Origin of the sequence: Niallia oryzisoli, from assembly GCF_043641075.1 — a bacterium.
Taxonomy (GTDB): domain Bacteria; phylum Bacillota; class Bacilli; order Bacillales; family Cytobacillaceae; genus Bacillus_BD; species Bacillus_BD oryzisoli_A.
Genome location: NZ_JBHZRC010000001.1, coordinates 755,482 through 777,083 on the forward strand (window position 1 = coordinate 755,482; position 21,602 = coordinate 777,083).

At 35.5% G+C, this 21,602-nt stretch carries 17 protein-coding genes, 2 tRNA genes and 1 pseudogene; 8 read left to right on the forward strand and 12 right to left on the reverse strand.

Annotation, left to right across the window (positions count from 1 at the left end; all coding sequences use genetic code 11):
• Position 1: 1 nt before the first annotated feature.
• Positions 2 to 787: an SDR family oxidoreductase gene (locus ACHUFV_RS03890; RefSeq protein WP_394232294.1), complete on the reverse strand. Its 786-nt coding sequence runs from the start codon at positions 785 to 787 to the stop codon at positions 2 to 4.
• Between the two features lie 331 nt (positions 788 to 1,118).
• Here ACHUFV_RS03890 and ACHUFV_RS03895 point away from each other — a divergent pair, with 331 nt between their 5' ends.
• The gene (locus ACHUFV_RS03895; protein WP_394232295.1) at positions 1,119 to 2,732 is read left to right on the forward strand and encodes a helix-turn-helix transcriptional regulator; all 1,614 of its coding nucleotides are present in this window, start codon (positions 1,119 to 1,121) and stop codon (positions 2,730 to 2,732) included.
• A gap of 29 nt (positions 2,733 to 2,761) precedes the next feature.
• Here ACHUFV_RS03895 and ACHUFV_RS03900 read toward each other — a convergent pair whose 3' ends face one another.
• The 3 genes from ACHUFV_RS03900 to ACHUFV_RS03910 form a co-directional block, all read right to left on the reverse strand.
• On the reverse strand, positions 2,762 to 4,204 hold the full coding sequence (locus tag ACHUFV_RS03900; RefSeq protein ID WP_394232296.1) for an aldehyde dehydrogenase family protein: 1,443 nt from the start codon (positions 4,202 to 4,204) through the stop codon (positions 2,762 to 2,764).
• 198 nt (positions 4,205 to 4,402) lie between these two features.
• The gene (gene pfkA, locus ACHUFV_RS03905) at positions 4,403 to 5,362 is read right to left on the reverse strand and encodes a 6-phosphofructokinase (protein ID WP_394232297.1); all 960 of its coding nucleotides are present in this window, start codon (positions 5,360 to 5,362) and stop codon (positions 4,403 to 4,405) included.
• Positions 5,363 to 5,615: 253 nt separating this feature from the next.
• Positions 5,616 to 5,876, reverse strand: coding sequence for a hypothetical protein (locus tag ACHUFV_RS03910; RefSeq protein WP_394232298.1), 261 nt, complete (start codon positions 5,874 to 5,876; stop codon positions 5,616 to 5,618).
• Between the two features lie 116 nt (positions 5,877 to 5,992).
• Between ACHUFV_RS03910 and ACHUFV_RS03915 the strand changes: the two genes are divergently transcribed.
• Positions 5,993 to 6,133 carry a small acid-soluble spore protein P gene (locus ACHUFV_RS03915; RefSeq protein ID WP_394232299.1) on the forward strand — a complete coding sequence of 47 codons (141 nt, stop codon included), beginning with the start codon at positions 5,993 to 5,995 and terminating at the stop codon, positions 6,131 to 6,133.
• 74 nt (positions 6,134 to 6,207) lie between these two features.
• Here the strand turns inward: ACHUFV_RS03915 and selA are convergent, their stop codons facing one another.
• A complete protein-coding gene (selA, locus tag ACHUFV_RS03920; RefSeq protein ID WP_394232300.1) occupies positions 6,208 to 7,617 on the reverse strand; it encodes an L-seryl-tRNA(Sec) selenium transferase in 1,410 nt (469 codons plus the stop codon).
• 111 nt (positions 7,618 to 7,728) lie between these two features.
• Here selA and ACHUFV_RS03925 point away from each other — a divergent pair, with 111 nt between their 5' ends.
• The 3 genes from ACHUFV_RS03925 to ACHUFV_RS03935 all read left to right on the forward strand — a co-directional run bounded on the left by ACHUFV_RS03925 (position 7,729) and on the right by ACHUFV_RS03935 (position 9,509).
• Positions 7,729 to 8,121, forward strand: coding sequence for an Hsp20/alpha crystallin family protein (locus ACHUFV_RS03925; RefSeq protein WP_394232301.1), 393 nt, complete (start codon positions 7,729 to 7,731; stop codon positions 8,119 to 8,121).
• 113 nt (positions 8,122 to 8,234) lie between these two features.
• Complete coding sequence (gene selD / locus ACHUFV_RS03930; RefSeq protein ID WP_394232302.1) at positions 8,235 to 9,284, forward strand: selenide, water dikinase SelD; 1,050 nt, start codon at positions 8,235 to 8,237, stop codon at positions 9,282 to 9,284.
• A gap of 151 nt (positions 9,285 to 9,435) precedes the next feature.
• A tRNA-Arg gene (locus tag ACHUFV_RS03935) sits at positions 9,436 to 9,509 on the forward strand.
• Positions 9,510 to 9,800: 291 nt separating this feature from the next.
• On the opposite strand, the gene ACHUFV_RS03940 is transcribed toward ACHUFV_RS03935, so the two are convergent.
• Positions 9,801 to 11,501 carry a sensor domain-containing protein gene (locus ACHUFV_RS03940; protein ID WP_394232303.1) on the reverse strand — a complete coding sequence of 567 codons (1,701 nt, stop codon included), beginning with the start codon at positions 11,499 to 11,501 and terminating at the stop codon, positions 9,801 to 9,803.
• Positions 11,502 to 11,737: 236 nt separating this feature from the next.
• Here ACHUFV_RS03940 and ACHUFV_RS03945 point away from each other — a divergent pair, with 236 nt between their 5' ends.
• Together ACHUFV_RS03945 and ACHUFV_RS03950 are read left to right on the forward strand one after the other, a co-directional pair.
• Positions 11,738 to 12,928, forward strand: coding sequence for a beta-ketoacyl synthase N-terminal-like domain-containing protein (locus tag ACHUFV_RS03945; protein ID WP_394233370.1), 1,191 nt, complete (start codon positions 11,738 to 11,740; stop codon positions 12,926 to 12,928).
• A gap of 14 nt (positions 12,929 to 12,942) precedes the next feature.
• Entirely contained in the window at positions 12,943 to 15,360 is a 2,418-nt protein-coding gene (locus tag ACHUFV_RS03950) for a putative bifunctional diguanylate cyclase/phosphodiesterase (RefSeq protein ID WP_394232304.1), read from the forward strand.
• Between the two features lie 315 nt (positions 15,361 to 15,675).
• Here ACHUFV_RS03950 and ACHUFV_RS03955 read toward each other — a convergent pair whose 3' ends face one another.
• From ACHUFV_RS03955 to ACHUFV_RS03970, 4 genes are all read right to left on the reverse strand, one after another.
• Complete coding sequence (locus ACHUFV_RS03955) at positions 15,676 to 16,239, reverse strand: TetR/AcrR family transcriptional regulator (RefSeq protein ID WP_394232305.1); 564 nt, start codon at positions 16,237 to 16,239, stop codon at positions 15,676 to 15,678.
• A 101-nt stretch (positions 16,240 to 16,340) separates the two neighbouring features.
• Positions 16,341 to 16,967, reverse strand: a complete 627-nt coding sequence (locus tag ACHUFV_RS03960) for a Crp/Fnr family transcriptional regulator (RefSeq protein WP_394232306.1) — start codon at positions 16,965 to 16,967, stop codon at positions 16,341 to 16,343.
• Positions 16,968 to 17,276: 309 nt separating this feature from the next.
• Positions 17,277 to 17,855, reverse strand: a complete 579-nt coding sequence (locus ACHUFV_RS03965; RefSeq protein ID WP_394232307.1) for a TetR/AcrR family transcriptional regulator — start codon at positions 17,853 to 17,855, stop codon at positions 17,277 to 17,279.
• Between the two features lie 149 nt (positions 17,856 to 18,004).
• Positions 18,005 to 18,460 carry a hypothetical protein gene (locus ACHUFV_RS03970; protein ID WP_394232308.1) on the reverse strand — a complete coding sequence of 152 codons (456 nt, stop codon included), beginning with the start codon at positions 18,458 to 18,460 and terminating at the stop codon, positions 18,005 to 18,007.
• Between the two features lie 225 nt (positions 18,461 to 18,685).
• On the opposite strand from ACHUFV_RS03970, the gene ACHUFV_RS03975 reads away from it, so the two are divergent.
• A tRNA-OTHER gene (locus ACHUFV_RS03975) sits at positions 18,686 to 18,769 on the forward strand.
• Positions 18,770 to 18,885: 116 nt separating this feature from the next.
• On the opposite strand, the gene ACHUFV_RS03980 is transcribed toward ACHUFV_RS03975, so the two are convergent.
• Together ACHUFV_RS03980 and ACHUFV_RS03985 are read right to left on the reverse strand one after the other, a co-directional pair.
• Positions 18,886 to 20,259 carry an MFS transporter gene (locus ACHUFV_RS03980; RefSeq protein WP_394232309.1) on the reverse strand — a complete coding sequence of 458 codons (1,374 nt, stop codon included), beginning with the start codon at positions 20,257 to 20,259 and terminating at the stop codon, positions 18,886 to 18,888.
• 1,028 nt (positions 20,260 to 21,287) lie between these two features.
• Positions 21,288 to 21,602 (reverse strand): annotated as a pseudogene (locus tag ACHUFV_RS03985) (hypothetical protein); the annotation flags it as partial.

Genomic DNA, 21,602 nt, shown 5'->3' on the forward strand with positions numbered 1-21,602 from the left:
ATTAGATCGTTGATGCAAAGCCTCCATCTACGTTTATCGTATATCCGTTAATATAATCTGATGCACCGCTTGCTAGAAATAAGGCTGTTCCCATTAGATCATAAGGATCACCCCATCGGCCTACTGGGATACGGTCATTGATTTTGTTATAGTATTCTTTATTTTGACTAATTTCTTTATTGACTTCTGAAACAAGAAAACCCGGCGCAATGGCATTGGTTTGAATATTGTATTGACCTGTTTCAGCTGCAAAAACTCTGGTCAAACCAACTATTGCGTGTTTACTCGTTGTGTATGGCGGACATTTTTTATCTGCTGTGAAAGCAAGTGCCGAGGCAATATTAATAATCTTACCTGACCGTTGTTTGATCATTTCCTTCGCCACTCTATGGCTTAAGAAGTAAACTGCATTTAAATTAATGTCCATGATTTTTTCCCAAGCAGAATCCGGATATTCAGTGAATTCACCAAACTTACTTGCCCCTGCATTATTGACAAGAATGTCAATTCTTCCGTATTCCCTCATACATGTGTCAACAATCTCTTGGATATAATTTTTATCTGTCAAATCACCTTGGAGAAACCTTACCTGTTGTCCAGTTTCCTCAATTAATTGTTTAATTTCTGAAACATCATCTGTTAGATGTGGAATAAATAAATCTGCGCCAGCTTTTGCAAATGCTAGTGCGTATGCCATTCCAAGTCCTTGATTAGCTCCGGTCACAATAGCAACCTTACCTTTTAATGAAAATAGGTTTAACGAAAAATCACGTATGTTATTTTCCATACTAGACCTCCTTGTTTTCTAGGTTTTTACTGTAAGAAAAATTAATTCCAGTGCAGCAATTTGCTGTTACTAATCTGAATGCGCCTACAACTAACTTATTAAAAGTAATCTATTTTGCATTCATTACTAGATTATTAATCATTCTTTTTTTACATGCAGTAACTTGTTGTTAAACCTATTGTACCTAAACCAGATTTTATTCTGGTGTTCATTTTTTAGAAATAGGTGTTATTTTTTTAACTATTCAAATAATTTAAAATAATTAAAATTTCGATATAGATAAAATAATAAATCTATTGTAGAATTGATTTATTATTTGGAGGTGCTTGATATGCTATCAATCATTTTATGTGCTGAAGAAGAACTTTCACCTACTATTACAGCGTTCGCCAGTAAAAACAAGAAAGAATTTTCTATAACTTATGTCACTAGTTGCTATGAAAAATGTATTGATAAAGCAGTTGAATTAAAAGCAGATATTATTATATTTCAATTAATGCATCCCATTGTCAAAGTGCAAAATTTTCTTGTTGATCTATTACACGCCAATATTTCTCCAACCTTACTGGCATTTCATTTAAATCCTGAAAATGAAATCGCTTACTCGGTTACCAGCATCCCAAATCAACATGTCCTTAACCGTTTGAAACATTTTTTTCACCTCTCATTAATCGAGAAATATAATTGTCGGTTTAATACCATCGGTGGGTCAAAAGATTCAAATCTTATTATGAACTCGAGGATTAAAACATTAGAAAAAGCAGAGTATTTAAAGGACATTTTACGCGGAGTTACATATAATGAATTTTTATATTATAAGGAAAAAGCAGATCTTAATTTAAAAAACTCAGGATATTATTTATATATTTGTAATATAATGGACATCGAATACTCCGATCATGATCTTAATAAAAATATCTATTACTTTGTAGGAGAAGAATTTGTAAAGGAATGTCAAAACGTTCTGGATTCGTATCATGGAGGTGAAGCTTTTTATATCAATCCACTTTTAATTGGAATCATCATTAACGCTGATCATTCTAAAAGTGAAGCCACCCGGCAGCAGGTTCTTTCAGAAATTACAAACAAACTTAATAAAGTAATGGATATGAAAACAGCCTTGAAGTTTAGAAGTAACTATATTAAAAGCATTGAAGATATTAGAGATGGCTATGAAGCATTTTACCGGCTGCAGATTTATTATTTCTTTTGTCAAGATGCACCTATAATAACGGAAGAATACATACAATCAGTAAAAAAAGAAATTGATTATCAAGTCATTGATGACATACTTAAAGAGGTTAAAGAATTAATCCACCTTAATATCGCTGATCCTAAACTAATAGACTTAACGAAGAAACTATTCTTAGATATTGTGAAACCCAGCCTAAGCTATAATTTATTTTATTACTGTCAAGCATCCCTTTTAAGTGCATTTTCAACCAAATTTAGTAGCTTTCGTATGAAAACTTTAGGCGAGAGCTATTCTCCACGGGAATTATTTTATTGGTCCATTGAGCAAATGTATAATGATTTTATCGAAAATATTTTATTATTAAAAGGAGAGCTTTCGAATAGTTCGATGGTGAAGAATCCTTTTGTTCTTCAAGCCATTGACTTTATTCATAAGCATTTTGCAGATGATATAACCGTAAACTTCATTGCTGAGAATTTAACTATTAGCAACTCCTATTTAACTCAAATGTTTACAAAGGAAATGGGGCTGAGTCCCATAAAGTATCTTGTTGCCTATAGAATACAGAAAGCAAAAGAATTAATTTCCTCCTCTGAAAATTTATTAGTCGCTGACATTGCGTCAAAAGTGGGCTTTTTTGAGGTAAAACATTTCTCAAAAACGTTTAAAAAGGTAACAGGCTTAACTCCAATGCAATATAAAAAAATTCACGGAAAAACAGAATTTATTACAATAAAGGGAACGATTTAGTTACTAAATCGTTCCCTTTTTTCACTTGTTTAGAATGCAAATTGACGATACTTAGTTTGCACCGATACCCATTTTGTGATAGTAAATTCCTCTACTACCCATGGATTTCCAAATCGTCCTAAGCCGCTGGCTTTGTTTCCTCCAAATGGAATGTCTGGTGCATCATTGACTGTTTGGTCGTTAATATGTGTCATCCCTGCATCGACTTGTAATGCAAGCTCTTCGCCGCGTTGTAAATCATTCGTAAAGATTGCCGAACTTAGACCATGTTCTGTATCATTAGCAAACTCAATCGCTTGTTCATCTGTTTCCGCTTTAATGATCGTTGCAATTGGTGCAAATAATTCACTTTGTGCAAGTTTGCTAGAGTTATTCACATTGGTGAAAACATATGGCGTCAAAACATTCCCAATACGTTGGCCCTCTAGTGCAACTGTTGCTCCCTCTGCCTTCGCATCTTCAATAAATTTAAGTGCTTTGGCCATTTGTGTTTTGTTTACTAATGGTCCAATAACGGTATTTGGATCACTTGTATCACCGTACGTCAGTGCTTTTGCTCTTTCTACGAACTTTGTCACAAACTCTTCATGAACATCTTGATGAACAATGATTCGATTGATGATCATACAAATTTGACCTTGATGAATGAACTTCCCGAAAATGGCTGCATCAACCGCACGATCAACATCTGCGTCTGATAAGACAATTAATGGACTATTCCCACCTAGCTCAAGGGCAACACGTTTCAAGTTACGTCCAGCAATCTCACCAATTTTACGTCCCACAGCTGTAGACCCAGTGAAACTGATTAATTTAGAAATAGGATTCGCTAGCAATTCATCGCCAATTTCTTCAACGTCAGTCATGATTACGTTAAGAACACCCTTTGGCAGCCCTGCATGTTCAAATGCTTTCGCCAGAATAATTCCGCCACTTAGTCCAACTTGAATATCCGGCTTATGCACAACACTATTTCCTAGAGCAATGGCTGGTGCAATTGTCCGCATGGATAGATTCATTGGAAAATTAAATGGTGAAATGGATGTAACAACACCTAACGGAATACGATGAATGTGATTTAGCTTACCTTCCACATGGCTTGGCGCTTCTTTTACCGTATAGATTTCATCTGCATATTTAATCGATTCTTCAAGGAATTCAAGCGTTAAATGTAATTCAACGTTTGCTTTTAAAATGGTTCCTCCTGTTTCACGGCTTATAACATTAACGATTTCATCACGATTTTCTTTTAAATAGTTTGCTGCTTTATGCAATACACTACGACGTTCCTCTACTGTACTTTTTCCCCATGCCTTTTGGGCTTCCTTTGCAATCTCAAAAGCTTCTGCTACTTGCTCTTTCGTTGCTAAAGGCACAGTCATAATCAATGAGTCATCAAAAGGATTGGTAATATCATAGTTTCGATTACTCTTCCCTCTTGTCCATTCTCCATTAATATAGCTTTTGTTCATAGTTTCAAAGTTTTGCAATACTATCACCCTTTCAAAATAATAACCTGTATACGCTTACATACATAGTAGGACTCATCATTCCATTTACATTAGGTGCATTAGGAACTAAGTCCTTATGTTTTTGTATATTCTGATTATACTGAAAATTAACGGGAGACAGGTGTGTTTTTTTTAGAAATAGGTGTCTGTTTTTATATACTAGATGGATAACTGACCTACTAAATCATACATGACCTCTGCCTTTTTATTTGGCATTGTGAATAGGTTATCAAAGGAATAATGTACTAATTCATTTTTCTCCATTCCAACTGCTACCCCAGTCTTACCCTCACGTAATAAATCAACGGCATAGGCTCCCAGTCTGCTTGCTAGAACTCTGTCAAATGCAGTTGGATTTCCCCCTCGCTGAAGATGGCCAAGAGTTGTCACTCGAGTATCTATATTTGCCAGCCTATTTATTTCTTTACTTATTTCAGCGGCACTGCCCACTCCCTCTGCAACAATAATCATACTATGTCGTTTTCCTCGTCTTCTACTGTAATTTAGTCGTTCAATAATTTCTTCTACATTATTTGGTCCCTCTGGTATTAATATGTTCTCTGCTCCACCTGCTAAGCCACTCCACAATGCTAAATCACCTGCTGCACGTCCCATGACTTCAATAAGAAAGGTCTTTTCATGAGACATCGCCGTATCCCTAATTTTATCAACCGCATCAATAATTGTGTTTAGTGCTGTATCAAATCCTATCGTAAAATCAGTACCATTAATATCATTATCAATTGTTCCAGGTGCGCCTATGGCAGCAATCCCATATTCACTCAGCTTTTTAGCTCCACGATAGGAACCATCCCCGCCTATAACAACTATTCCTTCTATCCCGTGTTTAGATAAATTTTCAATAGCTTTCCTCTGTCCCTCATACGTTTTAAACTCTTCACTTCTAGAGCTATGTAATATCGTTCCGCCACGATGGATAATATCCCCCACAGACCCTAAGTGGAATGGCTCTATTTCACCATCAATAAGACCAGAGTATCCTCGATAAACCCCACAAACTTCCATATCATGATATAAGGCTTTCCTAACCACTGCCCTTATTGCTGCGTTCATTCCCGGAGCATCACCACCACTTGTTAACACAGCTATCTTATTCAAATCCTTCACCTCACAAATAATGAAAACGTTAAATTATTGTGATTATATTCTAATTCTTTTAGTCCATCAATGAACTAACTTGCTGAAAAGGTGTGTTTTTTTAATATAAAAACAAAATCGTACTTCATTTGTGAGTGTTAGATACATTGTTATATTAATTCCCCAATTTAAAAACCTGTATAGAATAAATTCTACACAGGTCGTGAAAATTTTAATAATTTGTCAAAAACCCCTTACTTAGGGCTTTTGTTGATTAAAGTGTTCCATTTACTTCATCTACCATACTACGCAGGTCATTTTGAAATCTTTCAAGTTGAACACGCTGGTGTTCAGAAGCAACTTCCATTGCATTTTCAATTTGCTGATAGGCTTCATTTACTTCTTTTTGTAAATGCTTTAGCTGGCTCCCATAGCTAGCTGAGTCTGTAACAATGTCAAAATAGGTCTCTTGCGCATGTTCTACACCCTGTTGTGCAGCTTGAAAAGCCTGCTGCTTATTTTTGTGATATGGCATGTTGAATAATCCCCCCTTTGCCCAGTATGTAAAGTTAAATTGTGCAAACATACAGGAAAATATTCAGCATAAAATCAGTTCAATTTCTCATCCTATAGAGTGAGGAGGGATGACAAATGGTAAATAGAAACGACGGGAAAGATATCCGCAGAAACCAGCCAAAAACTTCAGGGCAGCCTGAACCATTAAGCGGATCACATAAAGTAAAAAATCGTAACCATACGAGACAAAAAAGCAAGTCACACCATGATATGTAAATAAAATTACAAAACATAAACGTAGACTTCAGAAAAACACTGTAGTCTACGTTCTTTATTTGCTCTTCTCATTACTAAACTAGTTCAGCAAGTGCTTTAACAAGCAATGCTTCTTCCTCGTCACTGACTGTTCGCAAATCAATTTGTATCTCTTCCTTTTGAATTCGAACCACAATGGCAGGCGATGGCTTCGTCCTTAACAATGCTGCTACTTTTTCAGCTGTTAGCTCCTTATGTGTTAAAGCAGCTACATAGGTTGGCAGTTCCACATCAGGCATGGTCCCTCCTCCAACTTGGCTGGTTCCTTCAATGATAGAACACTGATATCGGTCACTTGCTTTTTCAAGCTTTTCTACAAAAGCCTCCGTTCGATGCTTCAACTCTTCTTCTCCTGCTAATAAATCCCTAACAACGGGAATGTTCGTAAGCTCCTCTTTTCCTTTTGCATAGTGCATCAGAGTCCCTTCCAATGCAGCAAGGGTCATTTTATCTACTCGCAATACACGTGCAAGCTGATGTTTTTTCAATTGGTCAATAAGCTTCTTTTTGCCGGCAATAATGCCCGCTTGCGGTCCGCCAAGCAGTTTGTCTCCACTAAACGAAACAAGGTCTGCACCCATTTTTAATACTTCTCCAACAACCGGTTCATCCCCGATGCCATGCTTACGGAAGTCATATAAAACACCGCTGCCTAAATCCTCGTAAAAAATAACCTGCTCATGTTTGACTGCGAGCTCAGCCAATTCCTCCGTTTCGACTGACTCAGTAAATCCCATTACTTTAAAATTACTTGTATGTACTTTTAATATCATTCTTGTTTCTTCATTTAATGCCTTTTCGTAATCATACAGATGCGTTTTATTGGTTGTACCCACCTCAACAAGCCGGGCTCCGCTTTCCTCCATAATGGATGAAATTCGGAAAGAACCGCCAATTTCAACAAGCTGACCTCTTGAGACAATCACTTCTTTTTCATAGGCTAACGCACGTAAAATAATATAAACAGCAGCCGCATTATTATTCACTACCATCGCAGCCTCGGCGCCAGTAATTCGTTTGATAAGCTCTTCAACATGGGTATGTCTTGAACCACGTTCCCCTTCAATTAGTTTATATTCTAAGTTTGAATACTGTCTGGCAATCTCTGTTACATGCTTTACCGCTTGCTCGCTCAATCTTGCTCTACCTAAATTTGTATGTAAAATGGTTCCTGTCGCATTTATGACATTTTTTAACGTATAGCTATATTGTTGGAGAATACTTTGCTCCAGTTTCAAAAAAATTTCATTTAAAAAGCCTTCATTGCCAGGTTCAGGACCCGACCATTCATTTTTCAAAATCAACTGTCTTACATCATTTAATACATTTGATAAAACAGCAGTCAAATTTAATTGATCAATTCCAAATTGGTCCATAAACCGTTTAAACCGCTCATTTTTTTGCAATTCATGAACGGGAGGTAATGCTTTTAATAAATGTCTCACAAGAGATCCCTCCAAAAACGTAAGTAGCTTCTAAGCAGCTTCTTTATTATAGCATTTTTCACCTTTCATTATCTCATGCATACCCTAAAATATCGTAAGGGGGATCAGAGAATGATGGTACAAGAAAAAGATGAAAAGCCGCTTGATCTAAGTGTCATTGACAAATGGCTTGAGACATTTTTTTTAGATCCTTTAACTTCCTATCTTGATGAGACAACATTTCGCATTGATTTATTTGAAACAGCCGAGGAGTTTATTATTGAAGCATTACTGGAGGAATACAACGCAAGTGAAATCGAGGTGCTTCTCAAGGATGATTCCATTTGGATTCAAGCTGGTAAAAATGACACAAAAATTGAACCGAAAAGACGAAAAATCCCTTTTCCTTTTGACATCCTAACTCATCAGGTAACAGCCAGTTTTTCAGGCGGTATTCTAGAAGTATTTATCTCAAAGCATACTAAATGTAAAGGTATTACTCGTGTTGTCAAGCTTTCATCATAATAGGAAAATAAGAAACGTCCTCTTTATTGAAAGAGGATTTTTTTTGGCAAAATTCATATTCAAGTGCATTAAAAATAAAAAACTTGTATACTGAAGCTTGGAGGTGAAGTCCTGTGAGCGAGCAAGAGAAAATTCGTCTAACTTCATTATCAACAAAAGCCGGCTGAGGCTGCAAAATTGGTCCTGAGGACTTAGCGCAAGTATTGCGCTTATTACCTGAACAAGAGCAAGTACCTGAGCTCTTAGTCGGACGAGAAACATCTGATGACGCAGGTGTATATCAACTGACAGATTCTATTGCATTAATCCAAACGATTGACTATTTTACCCCTGTGGTAGACGATCCATATATGTTTGGTCAAATAGCTGCGGCAAATGCCCTAAGCGATGTCTATGCCATGGGCGGAAAGCCAAAAACAGCCCTAAATATGGTCGGTTATCCTGTGAAAAAGCTTGGCGGAGAAATGCTGGCTGAAATTTTACGCGGTGGTAACGATAAAATCAAAGAAGCCGGCGCTGTCCTTGTTGGAGGACATTCCATTGATGATCAGGAGCCGAAATACGGTTTATCCGTGACGGGAATTGTTCATCCAGATAAGTTTTGGAAAAATGTCGGTGCAAAGCCTGGAGAGGTCCTTGTTATAACCAAACCGATTGGGGTTGGAATTCTAACAACTGGAATTAAACGAGGTGCTGTTACGCCAGAACAGGAAAAAACGGTTACCGAGACAATGGCCATGTTAAATAAACAGGCTGCAGAGGTACTAAGCGATTTTACACCTAGTGCTGTTACAGATGTAACCGGATTTGGCTTGTTAGGCCATGGCAGTGAAATGGCATCCGGAAGCAATGTCACACTTGTGATTCACTATCATAAAGTACCTATCTTAGATGGCGCTCTCCAACTAGCAAAGGATGGCGTCGTGCCAGGCGGATCGAAATCCAATCATAAGTGGCTTGAAAAGGATGTAAACTATCAGGATATTCTTCCTGAAGAACAAATCATTCTTTGTGACGCTATTACATCAGGCGGGCTGTTAGTATCCATTAACACTGAGGATGCTGAAAAATATGTCCAAGCCTTGAAAGCTGCTGGTCAGGAATCCTGGATTATCGGGGAAGTTGTTGAAAAACAAGACAGGCTAATTACTGTTAAACGATGAGGGATTGGGAGGTACTCTCCCTTTCCTTATTTATTTCGGTGTATGAGTTATCAGATTACAGATTATTCCCATTCTAGAAACATCGCCAAAAATCCCTTTAAAAGAATTGACCAAATTAAACTAAATGATTATAATAAATAAATGTCACGATGTCCCAGTAGCTCAGCAGGATAGAGCAACAGTTTCCTAAACTGTAGGTCGGGGGTTCGAATCCCTTCTGGGACGTAAAAGAAACCTTGTTATCAGGGTTTCTTTTTTATTGCTGTTTGCAGTTAATGAAATCGTGACCAATTGGTTTTGATTTAGCAGTCCTTACGAGCTTGATTAATTGTTATGATGATTACTTGGGACGAGCTCTCCATAAATTGTATTGTGTAATTAGCACATAGTGTTACTTGTTAGAATTTATGATAATAAAGGAATAGCAAAAGCCTAATTTTTCGGTAACTTTAGTGAAAAATTAGGCTTTCTTATTCTTCATGGTAGATAAAGCTGATATTAAACATCATACACTACTTAACGTTTCTGTAATGTTGAGTAATAGATTCTTTGAATTTCATCTCCTGTTACAGGCTGACTCCAAAGGTACCCTTGACCCTCGTTACAATTTTGACCTTGAAGATATGATAATTGTTCACTATTTTCTATTCCTTCAGCTAAAACGGTAAAGTTTAATTGTTTCCCAAGATAAATAATGGTATTTACAATAATTTCATTGTCAAAATCTAAATCGTGTATAAATGATTTATCAATTTTTATTGTATTAATTGGCAGCCTTTTAAGATAGTTAAGCGATGAATATCCTGTCCCAAAATCATCAATAGCAATTTTAACTCCTAATTCCTTTAAATCATCGATAATCTTAGCTGCACGGTCTATGTTTATTAATATCCCTTCCGTAATTTCAATTTCTAAAAGGTTTGGTTTTATTTGATTTTCCTGTAATATTTCTCTAAAGTCATCTACAAAATTTTCATTTCTAAATTGTACAGGGGATACATTGATTGAAACCCGTTCTAATTCGATTCCTTCTCTATGCCAATTATTTAATTGTTCACAGACTGATTTTAGTACCCATCTACCGACAGGGATGATTAACCCCTTCTCTTCTAACATTGGTATAAACTCAATGGGAGATATAGAACCTAGGGTAGGATGATTCCAACGCAACAGTGCTTCCACTCCTACAATTTTATTACTATTCAATTGAATTAAAGGCTGATACACAATGAAGAATTGTTTTTTATCCAATCCATTTACTATTTCTTGATCTAGCTGATAATATCTTTCCAGTTCTGAATTTTGATTAGGTGTATTAAAGCAATACGTATTACCACCCTGATCTTTAGCATGGTACATGGCAGTGTCAGCCTGTTTAATCAATTTTTCGATAGAATATTGGATGCTTTCTATCCTAATTATTTTCTCCCGGCTTATTCCGATACTGGCTGATGTAGTAATTTTTTTCATATTCACTTGAAACGGAAGGTTTAATTGATAGTTTATTTTTTCTACAATATTTAAAATATCATTCTTTTCAAATACTCCATTTAGAATAATAATAAATTCGTCTCCGCCTTGACGTGTAATAAAATCAGATTTGCGCAGACAATTCTTTAATCTTGTGGCAGCTTCTTTTAAAACTAAATCCCCATTATGGTGTCCATAGTTATCATTAATTGATTTAAAATGATCCAGGTCCAAAAATAAGACAGTGAAACTATTGTTTTCTATAAGTCGGCTATTCACCCACTTGTCTAGCATATTACGATTAGGTAACGATGTAAGGGAATCATAGTAGGCCATCTTTTTAACTTCTTCTTCATACTCTTTACGTACTGTAATATCATGGCGGATTGAAATATATTGGTAGGGCTTTTTCTTTTCATTTAGAAAAGGGACTATGGTCGTATCTACCCAATAATAGGTCCCATCCTTTGCCCTGTTTTTGATTTCACCCTTCCATATTTCCCCTCTGCCAATGGTTCTCCATAATTCCTTGAAAAACTCGTGATCATGATAACCCGATTTTACTATATTTTGATTACTTCCAACTAATTCTTTTTTACTATATTTAGACAGTTTGCAAAACTTGTCATTTGCAAACTGAATGATGCCCTTGTTATCTGTAATAGCAACAATAGAAGACTCATTTAAAGCTAGTTCAATATCACTTAACCTTTGCAATGCTTTATTAAGTTCAACTTCATAATCCATTTTTGTTTTCTCCTATTATTAAGTTATTAGATATAAGTTAATAGTTATACTGCTTTCATTATAAAGAAATAACCACCCTCTAAACTGTGACTTTTATCACTGTCAGACTTCTTCAAAAGTTTTGAAATTAACCAGGAGTCCGATAAAACGGCATTATACGGAACTAATGTCCTAGTATATTATGCTTTTTTTGAATAGATTTGTCGGATATAATAGAATAAAGTCGAAAATTGCAGGTGATTAATCTGGACAACATTGTTATTACTGGTTATGGAATTAAAGCCCCTGGGATTTCAGATAAATCTAATTTCTTGAATGTTCTAGAAAATGGGATTTGCACTCAAAGTCTATTAAAAAATGATCCTCAGCACGATTTCCCACCAATTGTTGCAGGAAAAATAGATCAGGACTTTCACCATATTAAAGGCAGAAGCTATAAACGCTACGCTCGTTCAACAAGATTAGCTATTGCAGCTGCATTAGATGCAATGGATATGGCACACTTAAACAATTATGAACCACACAGAGTTGCTGTCATCATGGGAACTTCCGCAGGATCCATTACTGAAATTGAGGAGCACTCTTCTGTGGCATTTAACTTAAAAACAATGCCAATTCAAGCCATCTCCTGGGTCGATAGCCATACCTTATCTGAATCTATTGCAGAAGCCCTCGGTTTGAATGGCCCATCTTTTACATTGACAACAGGATGTACAGCAAGCATTGATGCAGCGATGATGGGTAAATTATTACTTGAGTCCGGGACAGTAGATGCTTGTATCATTGGTGGTACAGATGCTCCTCTATGTCAGTGGACAATTAATAGTTTTCAAAAATTAAAAACTCTTTCTACTGAAACTAGTATTAACGAAGCAGGCGTTCCTTTTTCAAGTAAAAATCAAGGGTTTGTACTAGCAGAAGGTGCCGGAGTACTTGTATTAGAAAAGGAGCAATCCGCACAAAAGCGAAAACAACAAATCTACGGGAAAATTGATCAGGTTGTCTCAAGGAATGAAGGTCAGAAACTACTATCTTCAGATAAATCTGGGCAACATATGCTTAAAGTGTTTCAAGATACTGTAGGAGAACATAAACCAAGCTACGTTAACAGCCAGGCGCTTGGTATTGAAACAAACGATAACATAGAAAAATTTATTTTAAAAGAGACATTCGGATCTGAAGTACCGATTACTTCCATCAAAGGAACGATGGGACATGCATTTGGTGCAATGGGTGCAATACAAATCATATCGTCTCTAATCTCAATGGAATACGGCTTTATTCCTCCTACCATCAAAACCACAGGTGATGGATTTGAAGATATCCCAATTATATTTGAACCGAAATCGAAAACGATCGAATCTGTGTGTATTACAACCCATGGAAACAGCGGGAATAATGCCTGTTTATTATTGAGCAATGCCTAGGAGGACCTTTTTCCATGTTTTTTCTTTTATTATGTTTGATTGCGAGTATTCCACTTTGGATTGGAATCACCATACTCGTCTTATTTAAAAATAATAACCTATCAAAAGTCATTTTTCTCTTTTTGCTATTTTCAGCTTTTTGGCAGCTGGATGTTTCCTTTTTATATGCTGGTGATTTTCTAGAAAAAGAGCAGATAAAGTTTTTATTTATTCTATTCCGATTTGGCTCAATTATGGTGACCGCAAGCCTATTTCATATTGCCTATATGATCGTCCAAGAGGAATTACCAAATGAATCTAAGAGTAAATGGCGTAAATTGGTGAACCGCAAAACGCTTATTTTTTTCTACACTGTTTCCTTTTTAGCCTATCTTACAAGCTGGAGCCACGAAGGAGTAAAGGACCTGGAATTAATTCGAACAGGGACAATTGATTTTTATTTTCCTGTTTCCGGTGAACTTGGCTGGATTTTTAATTCCAACGTGTTTCTTTTTATATTCAGTGTTTTAATCTGCTTATTGATTAGTAAGGATGTTCAAAATAAGAGTATGCGCTCCTTCTTAATTAATTTTAATATTAATACATCTATTGGATATCTAATTGCGATATTAAATTTATTTCCGGAATCAAGATTGTATCCGAGTTCTATAACTGTAATGGTTTTTGCTATTGCACTATTAATTTTAGTCAGCAGGATGCATTTGCAGGTAGTCGGTGAAATGAATAATAAACTTACAGAACAAAGAAAGTTTCTGAGCCAAGTGATTGATTTGAATCCCAATTATATCTATGCATATGATCAAAATGGCCGTTATACTCTAGTGAACCAAGCCTATGCTAATATATTGGGATTGAACACACATGAAATGATTGGAAAAACAGACAATGACATTTTTCCATTTCCTGATGATTCAAGACATAAAGCTCAAAATGAAACATGGATCATGAATGATGGTAGTAAACAGTTTATTCGTGAGGAGTCCATTACATCTAGAACAGGTGCAGTCATTTGGGTCCAGACATCCAAAATACCCATTAAATCTGAAGAAAGTGACATACTTCTTGCCGTTTCCACCGATATTACAGAGCGGAAACAGTATGAAGATGAAATCAAATATCAGGCTTATCATGATGCGTTAACAGGGCTGCCTAACCGTAGAATGTTTAATGAGGATTTAACAAATATACTTGCTTTTTCTAAAGTAGAAAAAACGCAAAACGCCATTATGTTTCTTGATTTAGACCGCTTTAAATATATTAATGATACGCTTGGTCATGATATCGGTGACCTCCTTTTAATTGAAGTTTCGAACCGTTTAAATCAATTAATTGAGGAAAGATGCTGTAATCGAGCAAAGGTCTATCGCCTTGGAGGGGATGAATTTACGATTCTCCTTCCGAACCATAATGAAAAAACAAGTGAAGTACTTGCAAAGGCCTTACTGGATTCTTTTAAGAATGGATTTACAATCGAGGGCAGTGATTATTATGTTACACCAAGTATTGGAATCAGTCTTTTTCCAAAAGACGGTGATGATGCAAAAACGCTCATAAAACATGCCGATACCGCGATGTACTATGTAAAGGAAAAAGGTAAAAATAACTACCAGCTCTTTACCGAAGAGATGCACTATCATTTTTATCGAAAAATGATTATTGAAAAACAATTGCGGACCGCTCTCGAAAAAGGGGAATTCCAACTTCATTATCAGCCGATAGTTGATTTAACGTCGAATGAGATAATAGCTGTTGAATCACTACTTCGCTGGAACAATGAGTATCTTGGACAGACACCTCCTGACGAATTTATTTCTGTTGCCGAAGAAACAGGGATGATTATGCTCATTGGTAAATGGGTTCTAAAAACGGCGCTGGAGCAAAATTTCCGTTGGCAGAAGAAAGGCTACAAGCCTATTAAAGTTAGTGTAAATGTTTCTGTTATGCAGCTACTTGACCCACAATTTGTCTCAATGGTGAAGAATACAGTGGCAGAATCATCCCTTGATATGTCATATCTTATTCTAGAAGTGACAGAAAGTATTGCCATGTATGAAGCAGAAATCATCATTGAGAAATTACAGGCCTTAAAGGGCCTCGGCATTCAAATTGCAATGGATGATTTTGGCACGGGCTACTCATCCCTTAGTTATTTAAAGAAATATCCACTGAATTCCTTGAAAATTGATCGATCATTTGTGATGGATATGAATCAAGACAATGATAAAAAAGCAATCGTCAAAACAATCGTTGCTATGGCAAAGCAGTTAGATTTAAAGGTAATTGCTGAAGGCGTGGAAGGACAAGAAGAATACTGCTTCCTCTCTTCTATTAGCTGCGACTGCGCTCAAGGCTACGGGATCAGCAAGCCCTTACCTCCTTTAGAGTTTGAGGAGAAATGGTTGAATGGAAAATGTGGTTTGAAGCTTTTTTAAGATTAGAAATGACAGAAAGAACTGCTAAATCATAATTAATATCCGATCATTTTTTTATGATTTAGTAGTTTTTAACGAGCTGGATGTATTGCTAGTAGCGCATATTATGGACGAGGTATGTTTATATTTATATTTTTATTGTGTAATTAACATATAGTGTTATTAGAATTTATTACTAAAATATATATTACTAGCAAAAAGTAGAAGGTTTTCTATTTTTAAATAAACAAACGCTGGTTTTTAGCTATTATTCATCAAATGATGAATAGATAATAGTCTAAAAATCAGCGTTTGTTGTATTATGCTCCATTACTGTCATTGATGCTCCTTTAAAAGGTTTACTAATTCATATGAAATGATTTGGAGCGGCTCGCTAGTTTTTTTCGTTAAACAGAGCATGATCCCGCCTTCGATTGTAGCAGTCATCATAAGTGCCAATGATTCTGCAGCTTCTTTGGAGAATCCATCCTCATATAGCTTTCTACGATAAATTCCCTGCATCTTTATGTAGAGATCTGAACAGGCAATTCGGACGGGTTCACTCATTGATCCCATTTCACTAACGATGCTGGTAAAAGTATAACCGGCTATCGTGCCTTGTCGCTCAAAGTCGCCGATTAATTGCTCAATCATCACTTTTACAGCCTCTCTAGTCGATTGGCATCGTTTAAAAATATCCACAATGTCCGTCGTTATCGCGCAACTCATGGAATTGAGGCAGGCAATAAGCAATTCTTCCTTTCCATTTGGGAAATGATGATAGAGTGAGCCCTTCGTAACCTTGCATTCTTTTAATATTTCGTTTAATCCAACGCCTTTGTAACCTTTTTGCTGGAAAAGAATTGTCGAGATGTCAATAATCATTGATTTGGTTGTCATTTTTCGTACTACCCCTCCACCCTATATCCTTTCTTCTTATATTAACAGAATCTTCTGTCAACAACTTAGCAACTGTACTTTTTTAGAGAAAATTTTTATATTTAATAGATCAAACGTTTAAGATCCTCTTTACTAGAAAAAACGAAATACCCATTCTCCTTTTCCAAAATCCCCTCTTCCTTAAGAGAGGATAATGTGCGGTTGACATACTCCCGTGAAGTATGACATAGTTCTTTGAGGTCTGTATCATTTAGTTTAACTTTCAACATTATTTTTCCATTTGTTAAAACTTTTCCAAACTTAGTCGTAAGATAATGTAATATAGTAAAAATAGTCTCTCTTTTCTTCAGAATTGAAAGATTTATGATTCTTGCAGTCGCATCAAATAATAATTTTTCTACCGTCCTGATAAAGCTGATTCTAATGTCTGTATTTATGGCAGAATGATCTAAGACTGTTTCATTATCCAAACAAATCAATTCAGTATCTTCAATAAATACCGCTTTCAATTGACAGTCATCTGATGCACATATCCCATCAACATAGCCAAAAAATTCTCCTTCCTTATATATGTCAACTGCTAGCTGTTCCTTCTGATTTCCATATAATAGTTTTACAATTCCGCTTTTTATATAAAACAAGGTTTGATCCGAATTTAGCTGGAAACTTTTATTTTTTTTAAATGTTTTTTTCTTTCCATAATTTACCGCAAATTCTTTCAATAACATGTTTGCATCCCTCACTATGGCTCATCATAGAGTCAATTATCACAATGTAGTAATTACTCCTGTTACGTTTATTATGGTTATTTTGTGAACATTTTCGTATCCCTTTCAGTTCCTATTCCTCGCATTATTACTCCTATTTTCATAAAAAACGCCTATAGGAACGAATTCCTATAGGCCTCTAACTAAATTTTCAGTTTAAAAATATGAAAAAAGGCATTATAGTCAAGTAACTAAAAAATCTTGTCTATAATGCCTTTTGCAGTAATGTTCTTACATTGTGTATATAAGAATGCTTACATTTTTGTAAATCTACAGATTCACTACGTTTACATTATCATCAAATATATTGGGTATTGTCTTTGAAATTATTTTTAACGGCTCGCTTGTTTTTTGTGTTAAGCAAAGCATCATTCCACCTTCAATAGAAGCCGTCATTAAAAGCGCAATAGAACGGGCATTTTCCTTTGAGTAGCCATCAGCTGTCAGCTTATTCACATAAATATTTTCGATTTCCTGATACAACTCAGCACATGCATTTCTTACAGCATCACTTAATAAGGCCATTTCACTTACAATGCTACTGAATGTGTATCCGGTCAGTGTTCCTTCTGTTTCTAAATTATGAATTATTTTTTCAATCATTGCGTTTGTTGCTTTTTTGGTATTCTGATAACGTCCAAAGATTTCCACGATATCTGTTGTAATTGTTTCTTTCAAAGATTGAAGGCAAGCAATTAACAGTTCTTCTTTTCCATTTGGAAAGTGATGATAAAGCGAACCTTTTGAAATATTACATTCTTTTAGGATTTCGTTTAACCCTACACCTATATATCCTTTTTGTTGGAAAAGCGTTGTTGCGATAGTTATGATTAGTGACTTTGTATCCATTCTTTATCTATACCCTCACATTCCAACCAGTCTGTTTGTAACTTTATTAAAAATAATTCCATAAGTCAAGCGTATTGTTTAGGTAATACTATTGTAATACCTCAGAAAAAGCTAAAAAGGAGCAGCTTGTGCTGCTCCTTGTCTCTCTATTATTTAACAAAATCGTATCTTCTATAATAGACTCGATTTTGGAAGAAAACCTCATCGAATATGCCGGCGCATTTTAATAATTCTGTTTTGTGTTCTGGAGGCAAAACCCTACAGCTTAAATTAGAGACAAATTCAGTAGCACTTTCAAATCCATCGGTACTGCCTCCAACTAAATTATACAGCGGAATGATTAAACTTGACCCCTCCCATTCAAGGTCTGTATAGCTTTGGACACCAATTTCTATATGAGGCAGGAACTCATTCTCACTATTGTTTTGATAATAGTTATTCAGCCGAATAGCAAGCAGAACATCTTGATGTGTAGTATCTAGATCATTCCTAATGGCAAAGCCATCTGGTGTTATTCTATGCCAATCAATCTCTAGAGCAGGTAACGTTCGCGCACTTTCCCGTATCGTTTCTACAAATTCTAAAAAAGTCATTCCTCTGTACATATGTATCATCTCCTTTATTTCGTTTCAGATTTAACCTAGGAGTAATGATTCAAAAGGGCACTAGTTTTTAGTAGTTTGTAATTTCTAACTAATTATAATATTTCTATTAATTTCGACAGTTTCCTTCTATAATTTTGTAAATACATAAAATCGACACAAATTTTATCTAATAAATTTAACTTTTACAATACATATAAAAGAAGAAATGACTCATACTATCATTAGGGACTTGTAGCTCAATGATAGAGCAACCAGCAGTTACATCGTAAACTGTTGTGTATCTTGTGGGTTTGAATCCCACCAGGTCCCATTTCTTTCACTTCACTTTGCTGCAATATAAAAAATAAGAAAATCCCCGCTTTTTGACGGGGATTTTCTTATTTTTTTATTTATTATTTTTCATATATAGAGCATCGTTAATTGCATTATTCAAGTGATGCTGCTACTTCTTTACCTTTTGAGGAATCTGTTTGTTTTCCTTCTTTAGCGAGGATATTCATTGCTGAGTATCTATCGGCAACTAATGATAAGGCAATCGCAGCTACAACACCTACTACAGAGAATATCATAAAGTTCACGAAGTTTGGTACCGTAAGGGTTAATAAGAAACCACCTAGAATTGGGCCAGTCATTCCACCTAATCTTCCAACACCAGATGCTACACCTAGAGCTGTTGATCTCATTTGTGAAGGATAGAAGGATGTTACATAGGCTTGAATAAAAACTTGAGAACCAGTTGTTGCAGCACCTGCAATGGCGATTAAAATGAAAATGTATACTGTATTTCCACCAAAGCCAAGTAAAGCTAGAGCAATTGCACCTGCAATATAAGACGGGATAATAACTCTTTTAGATCCATATTTCTCACATAGTGGGCTGAGTGCAAGAATTCCAATTACCGCTCCACCTTGAAGAGCAATAAGGAATGTTAAACTTGAATTTAGTCCGTATCCAGCTTCAATCATTAATTTTGGTAACCAAGTATTTAGTCCATATACCATTAATAGGGCACAGAAGAAGGCAAGCCAAAACGCAACTGTGCTTAGAGCTCGATTCTCTTTAAACAAACCAACAACAGGAACTTTTGTTTCTGTAACTTTTACTTCTTCAATTTCATCAGTTTTATTAAAGGTTAATTGTGAGTTAATCTTTGAAAGATTGGCAAATAATTCTTCTTTTCTACCTGTTCTAATAAGATGGCTTGTTGATTCAGGTAATTGTTTAGCCATGAATGGAACAGCAAGAAGTGGTAAACCCGCTACCCAGAATACAGACTGCCAGCCAAAATTATTAATTAAAAGAACGCCAACAGTTGGAGCTAACGCGCCTCCAACGGCAAAGCTTACAAGTGTAATAGAAACTAATTTAACCTTCATTGACCTAGGAGCATAGTCTGTAATCAATGCAGCAACGTTCGGCATGATGCCGCCAAGTCCTAATCCAGCAATAAAACGATAGATGGCAAATGTCGTACCATTATCAGCAAAGGCACATAATAATGTAAAAGCACTAAATAATAGAGTGTTAATAAGAATAACTTTCTTTCTTCCAATACGGTCTGCTAAAATACCAAAAATGATTGCACCAAACATCATACCAAATAGTCCATAGCTTCCGATTGTTCCTGCTTCAACGGAAGTCATACTCCACTCTTCCATCAAAATTGGAAGCACAGTTCCATATACTGATAAATCATAACCATCGAATAGAATAACCATGAAGCTCCAGATAAACAAGATTAAGTGAAAACGGTTAAACTTACCATTATTAATTATTTCATTTGGGTTTACTTTAGCCATTGTAATCTCCTTCTCTAATTGAAATCGCTTTTATTTTTTAGTGTTCAATATTGTGGAAAAGTCTGAATTTTGAAAATACTTAATGCGGAATTCTGCAAAATCCTGATTATTGTCGGCCTATCCTGATGTCCTCGTCGTTCTGTCTGCCGTATTCTCTGTCGACATTCACAAATTTTGATGTAGATTTTTTGCAAAAATTCAAGACTGCTTCTGTTTTTAGATACACTTTACCGTCCAACAGATCCAGAGTGGAGACTTGCTGACTTAGAAACTTCTGTTCTAGTTCTTATGTAAAAGTACTTGTATCTAATTTAAGTCATGATCGTTCTTTTTATATAACAGGTCCTTCTCTTTTCATAAAAACATTATTGTAGTTTACTACCATTTCCATCACCTCCTAAAATTCTGCTTTTCTAATTTTCAGTATATTAATATTTTCTATTAGAGTCAATAAATTTTTTTACCATATTCATGTTGAAAAATATAAAAACAAAAAGTAAATTTCTGATAAATTTTTATTTCAATTTAATTATTTTAAATCAAAACATAGTGCTTAATTTACCGTTTTTCCCTATATTATTAAGCTTTTTCTACTATTTTCGTTGGTTCATGTTGTAGAAAACATAGTATTGTGAAATAAATAACAATCGAAAAATCCCTAAAAAAACAGTCCGTTCATTACATTTGTTATAAAATATTTCTATAATTACTTTGAATAATCCAAAAAAACTGTTATAGTGATATTTTTTTGACTACTCGAACTTTGAGTGGATCATCATTAAATATGCTCGAGTAACTGTAAAATAAAATGCTAAAAATAATCTGGAAAGAAATATTTATTGCAATGCAATTCGCCTATTACGCAGACAAACATAAAAAAGACGGCAATTTTCACTGCCGTACTTTCTTCTTTCGTTTAGTGTATTTTATGTGAAAATGGTTTATGATCTTGTTGAATCACGAGCTGTTTTTGCAGCTTTTCCAATTTCACTCCTGCTTTTGTACATTCAAATATAGTATGCCATTTCTCATCCCTCATAATGGGGTTTGAACTCATCTAATTTCCTTAGAGCAGCTTCAAAATCCTTATTGGAAAGTTTTTTCTCTGCAAATAATGTATATAACATTGCAAAAGCAATTGGAGTAACATCCATATGAAGGTGTAAATTAACCTCTGAGTCTTCATTCTCTAGCTCCACTTCTTCCTCTGGCTCCACCTCAGCTACAGGTTCGGCTTCTACTTCTAGCTCCACTTCTTCCTCTGGTTCCACCTCAGCTACAGGTTCGGCTTCTACTTCTAGCTCCACTTCTTCCTCTGGTTCCACCTCAGCTACAGGTTCGGC

Coding starts and splice junctions, on each gene's coding strand:
- ACHUFV_RS03890 (WP_394232294.1), bottom strand. CDS start 787: ATGGAAAATAACATACGTGATTTTTCGTTAAACCTATTTTCATTAAAA.
- ACHUFV_RS03895 (WP_394232295.1), top strand. CDS start 1,119: ATGCTATCAATCATTTTATGTGCTGAAGAAGAACTTTCACCTACTATT.
- ACHUFV_RS03900 (WP_394232296.1), bottom strand. CDS start 4,204: ATGAACAAAAGCTATATTAATGGAGAATGGACAAGAGGGAAGAGTAAT.
- ACHUFV_RS03910 (WP_394232298.1), bottom strand. CDS start 5,876: ATGCCATATCACAAAAATAAGCAGCAGGCTTTTCAAGCTGCACAACAG.
- ACHUFV_RS03915 (WP_394232299.1), top strand. CDS start 5,993: ATGGTAAATAGAAACGACGGGAAAGATATCCGCAGAAACCAGCCAAAA.
- ACHUFV_RS03925 (WP_394232301.1), top strand. CDS start 7,729: ATGATGGTACAAGAAAAAGATGAAAAGCCGCTTGATCTAAGTGTCATT.
- ACHUFV_RS03940 (WP_394232303.1), bottom strand. CDS start 11,501: ATGGATTATGAAGTTGAACTTAATAAAGCATTGCAAAGGTTAAGTGAT.
- ACHUFV_RS03950 (WP_394232304.1), top strand. CDS start 12,943: ATGTTTTTTCTTTTATTATGTTTGATTGCGAGTATTCCACTTTGGATT.
- ACHUFV_RS03955 (WP_394232305.1), bottom strand. CDS start 16,239: ATGACAACCAAATCAATGATTATTGACATCTCGACAATTCTTTTCCAG.
- ACHUFV_RS03960 (WP_394232306.1), bottom strand. CDS start 16,967: ATGTTATTGAAAGAATTTGCGGTAAATTATGGAAAGAAAAAAACATTT.
- ACHUFV_RS03965 (WP_394232307.1), bottom strand. CDS start 17,855: ATGGATACAAAGTCACTAATCATAACTATCGCAACAACGCTTTTCCAA.
- ACHUFV_RS03970 (WP_394232308.1), bottom strand. CDS start 18,460: ATGTACAGAGGAATGACTTTTTTAGAATTTGTAGAAACGATACGGGAA.
- ACHUFV_RS03980 (WP_394232309.1), bottom strand. CDS start 20,259: ATGGCTAAAGTAAACCCAAATGAAATAATTAATAATGGTAAGTTTAAC.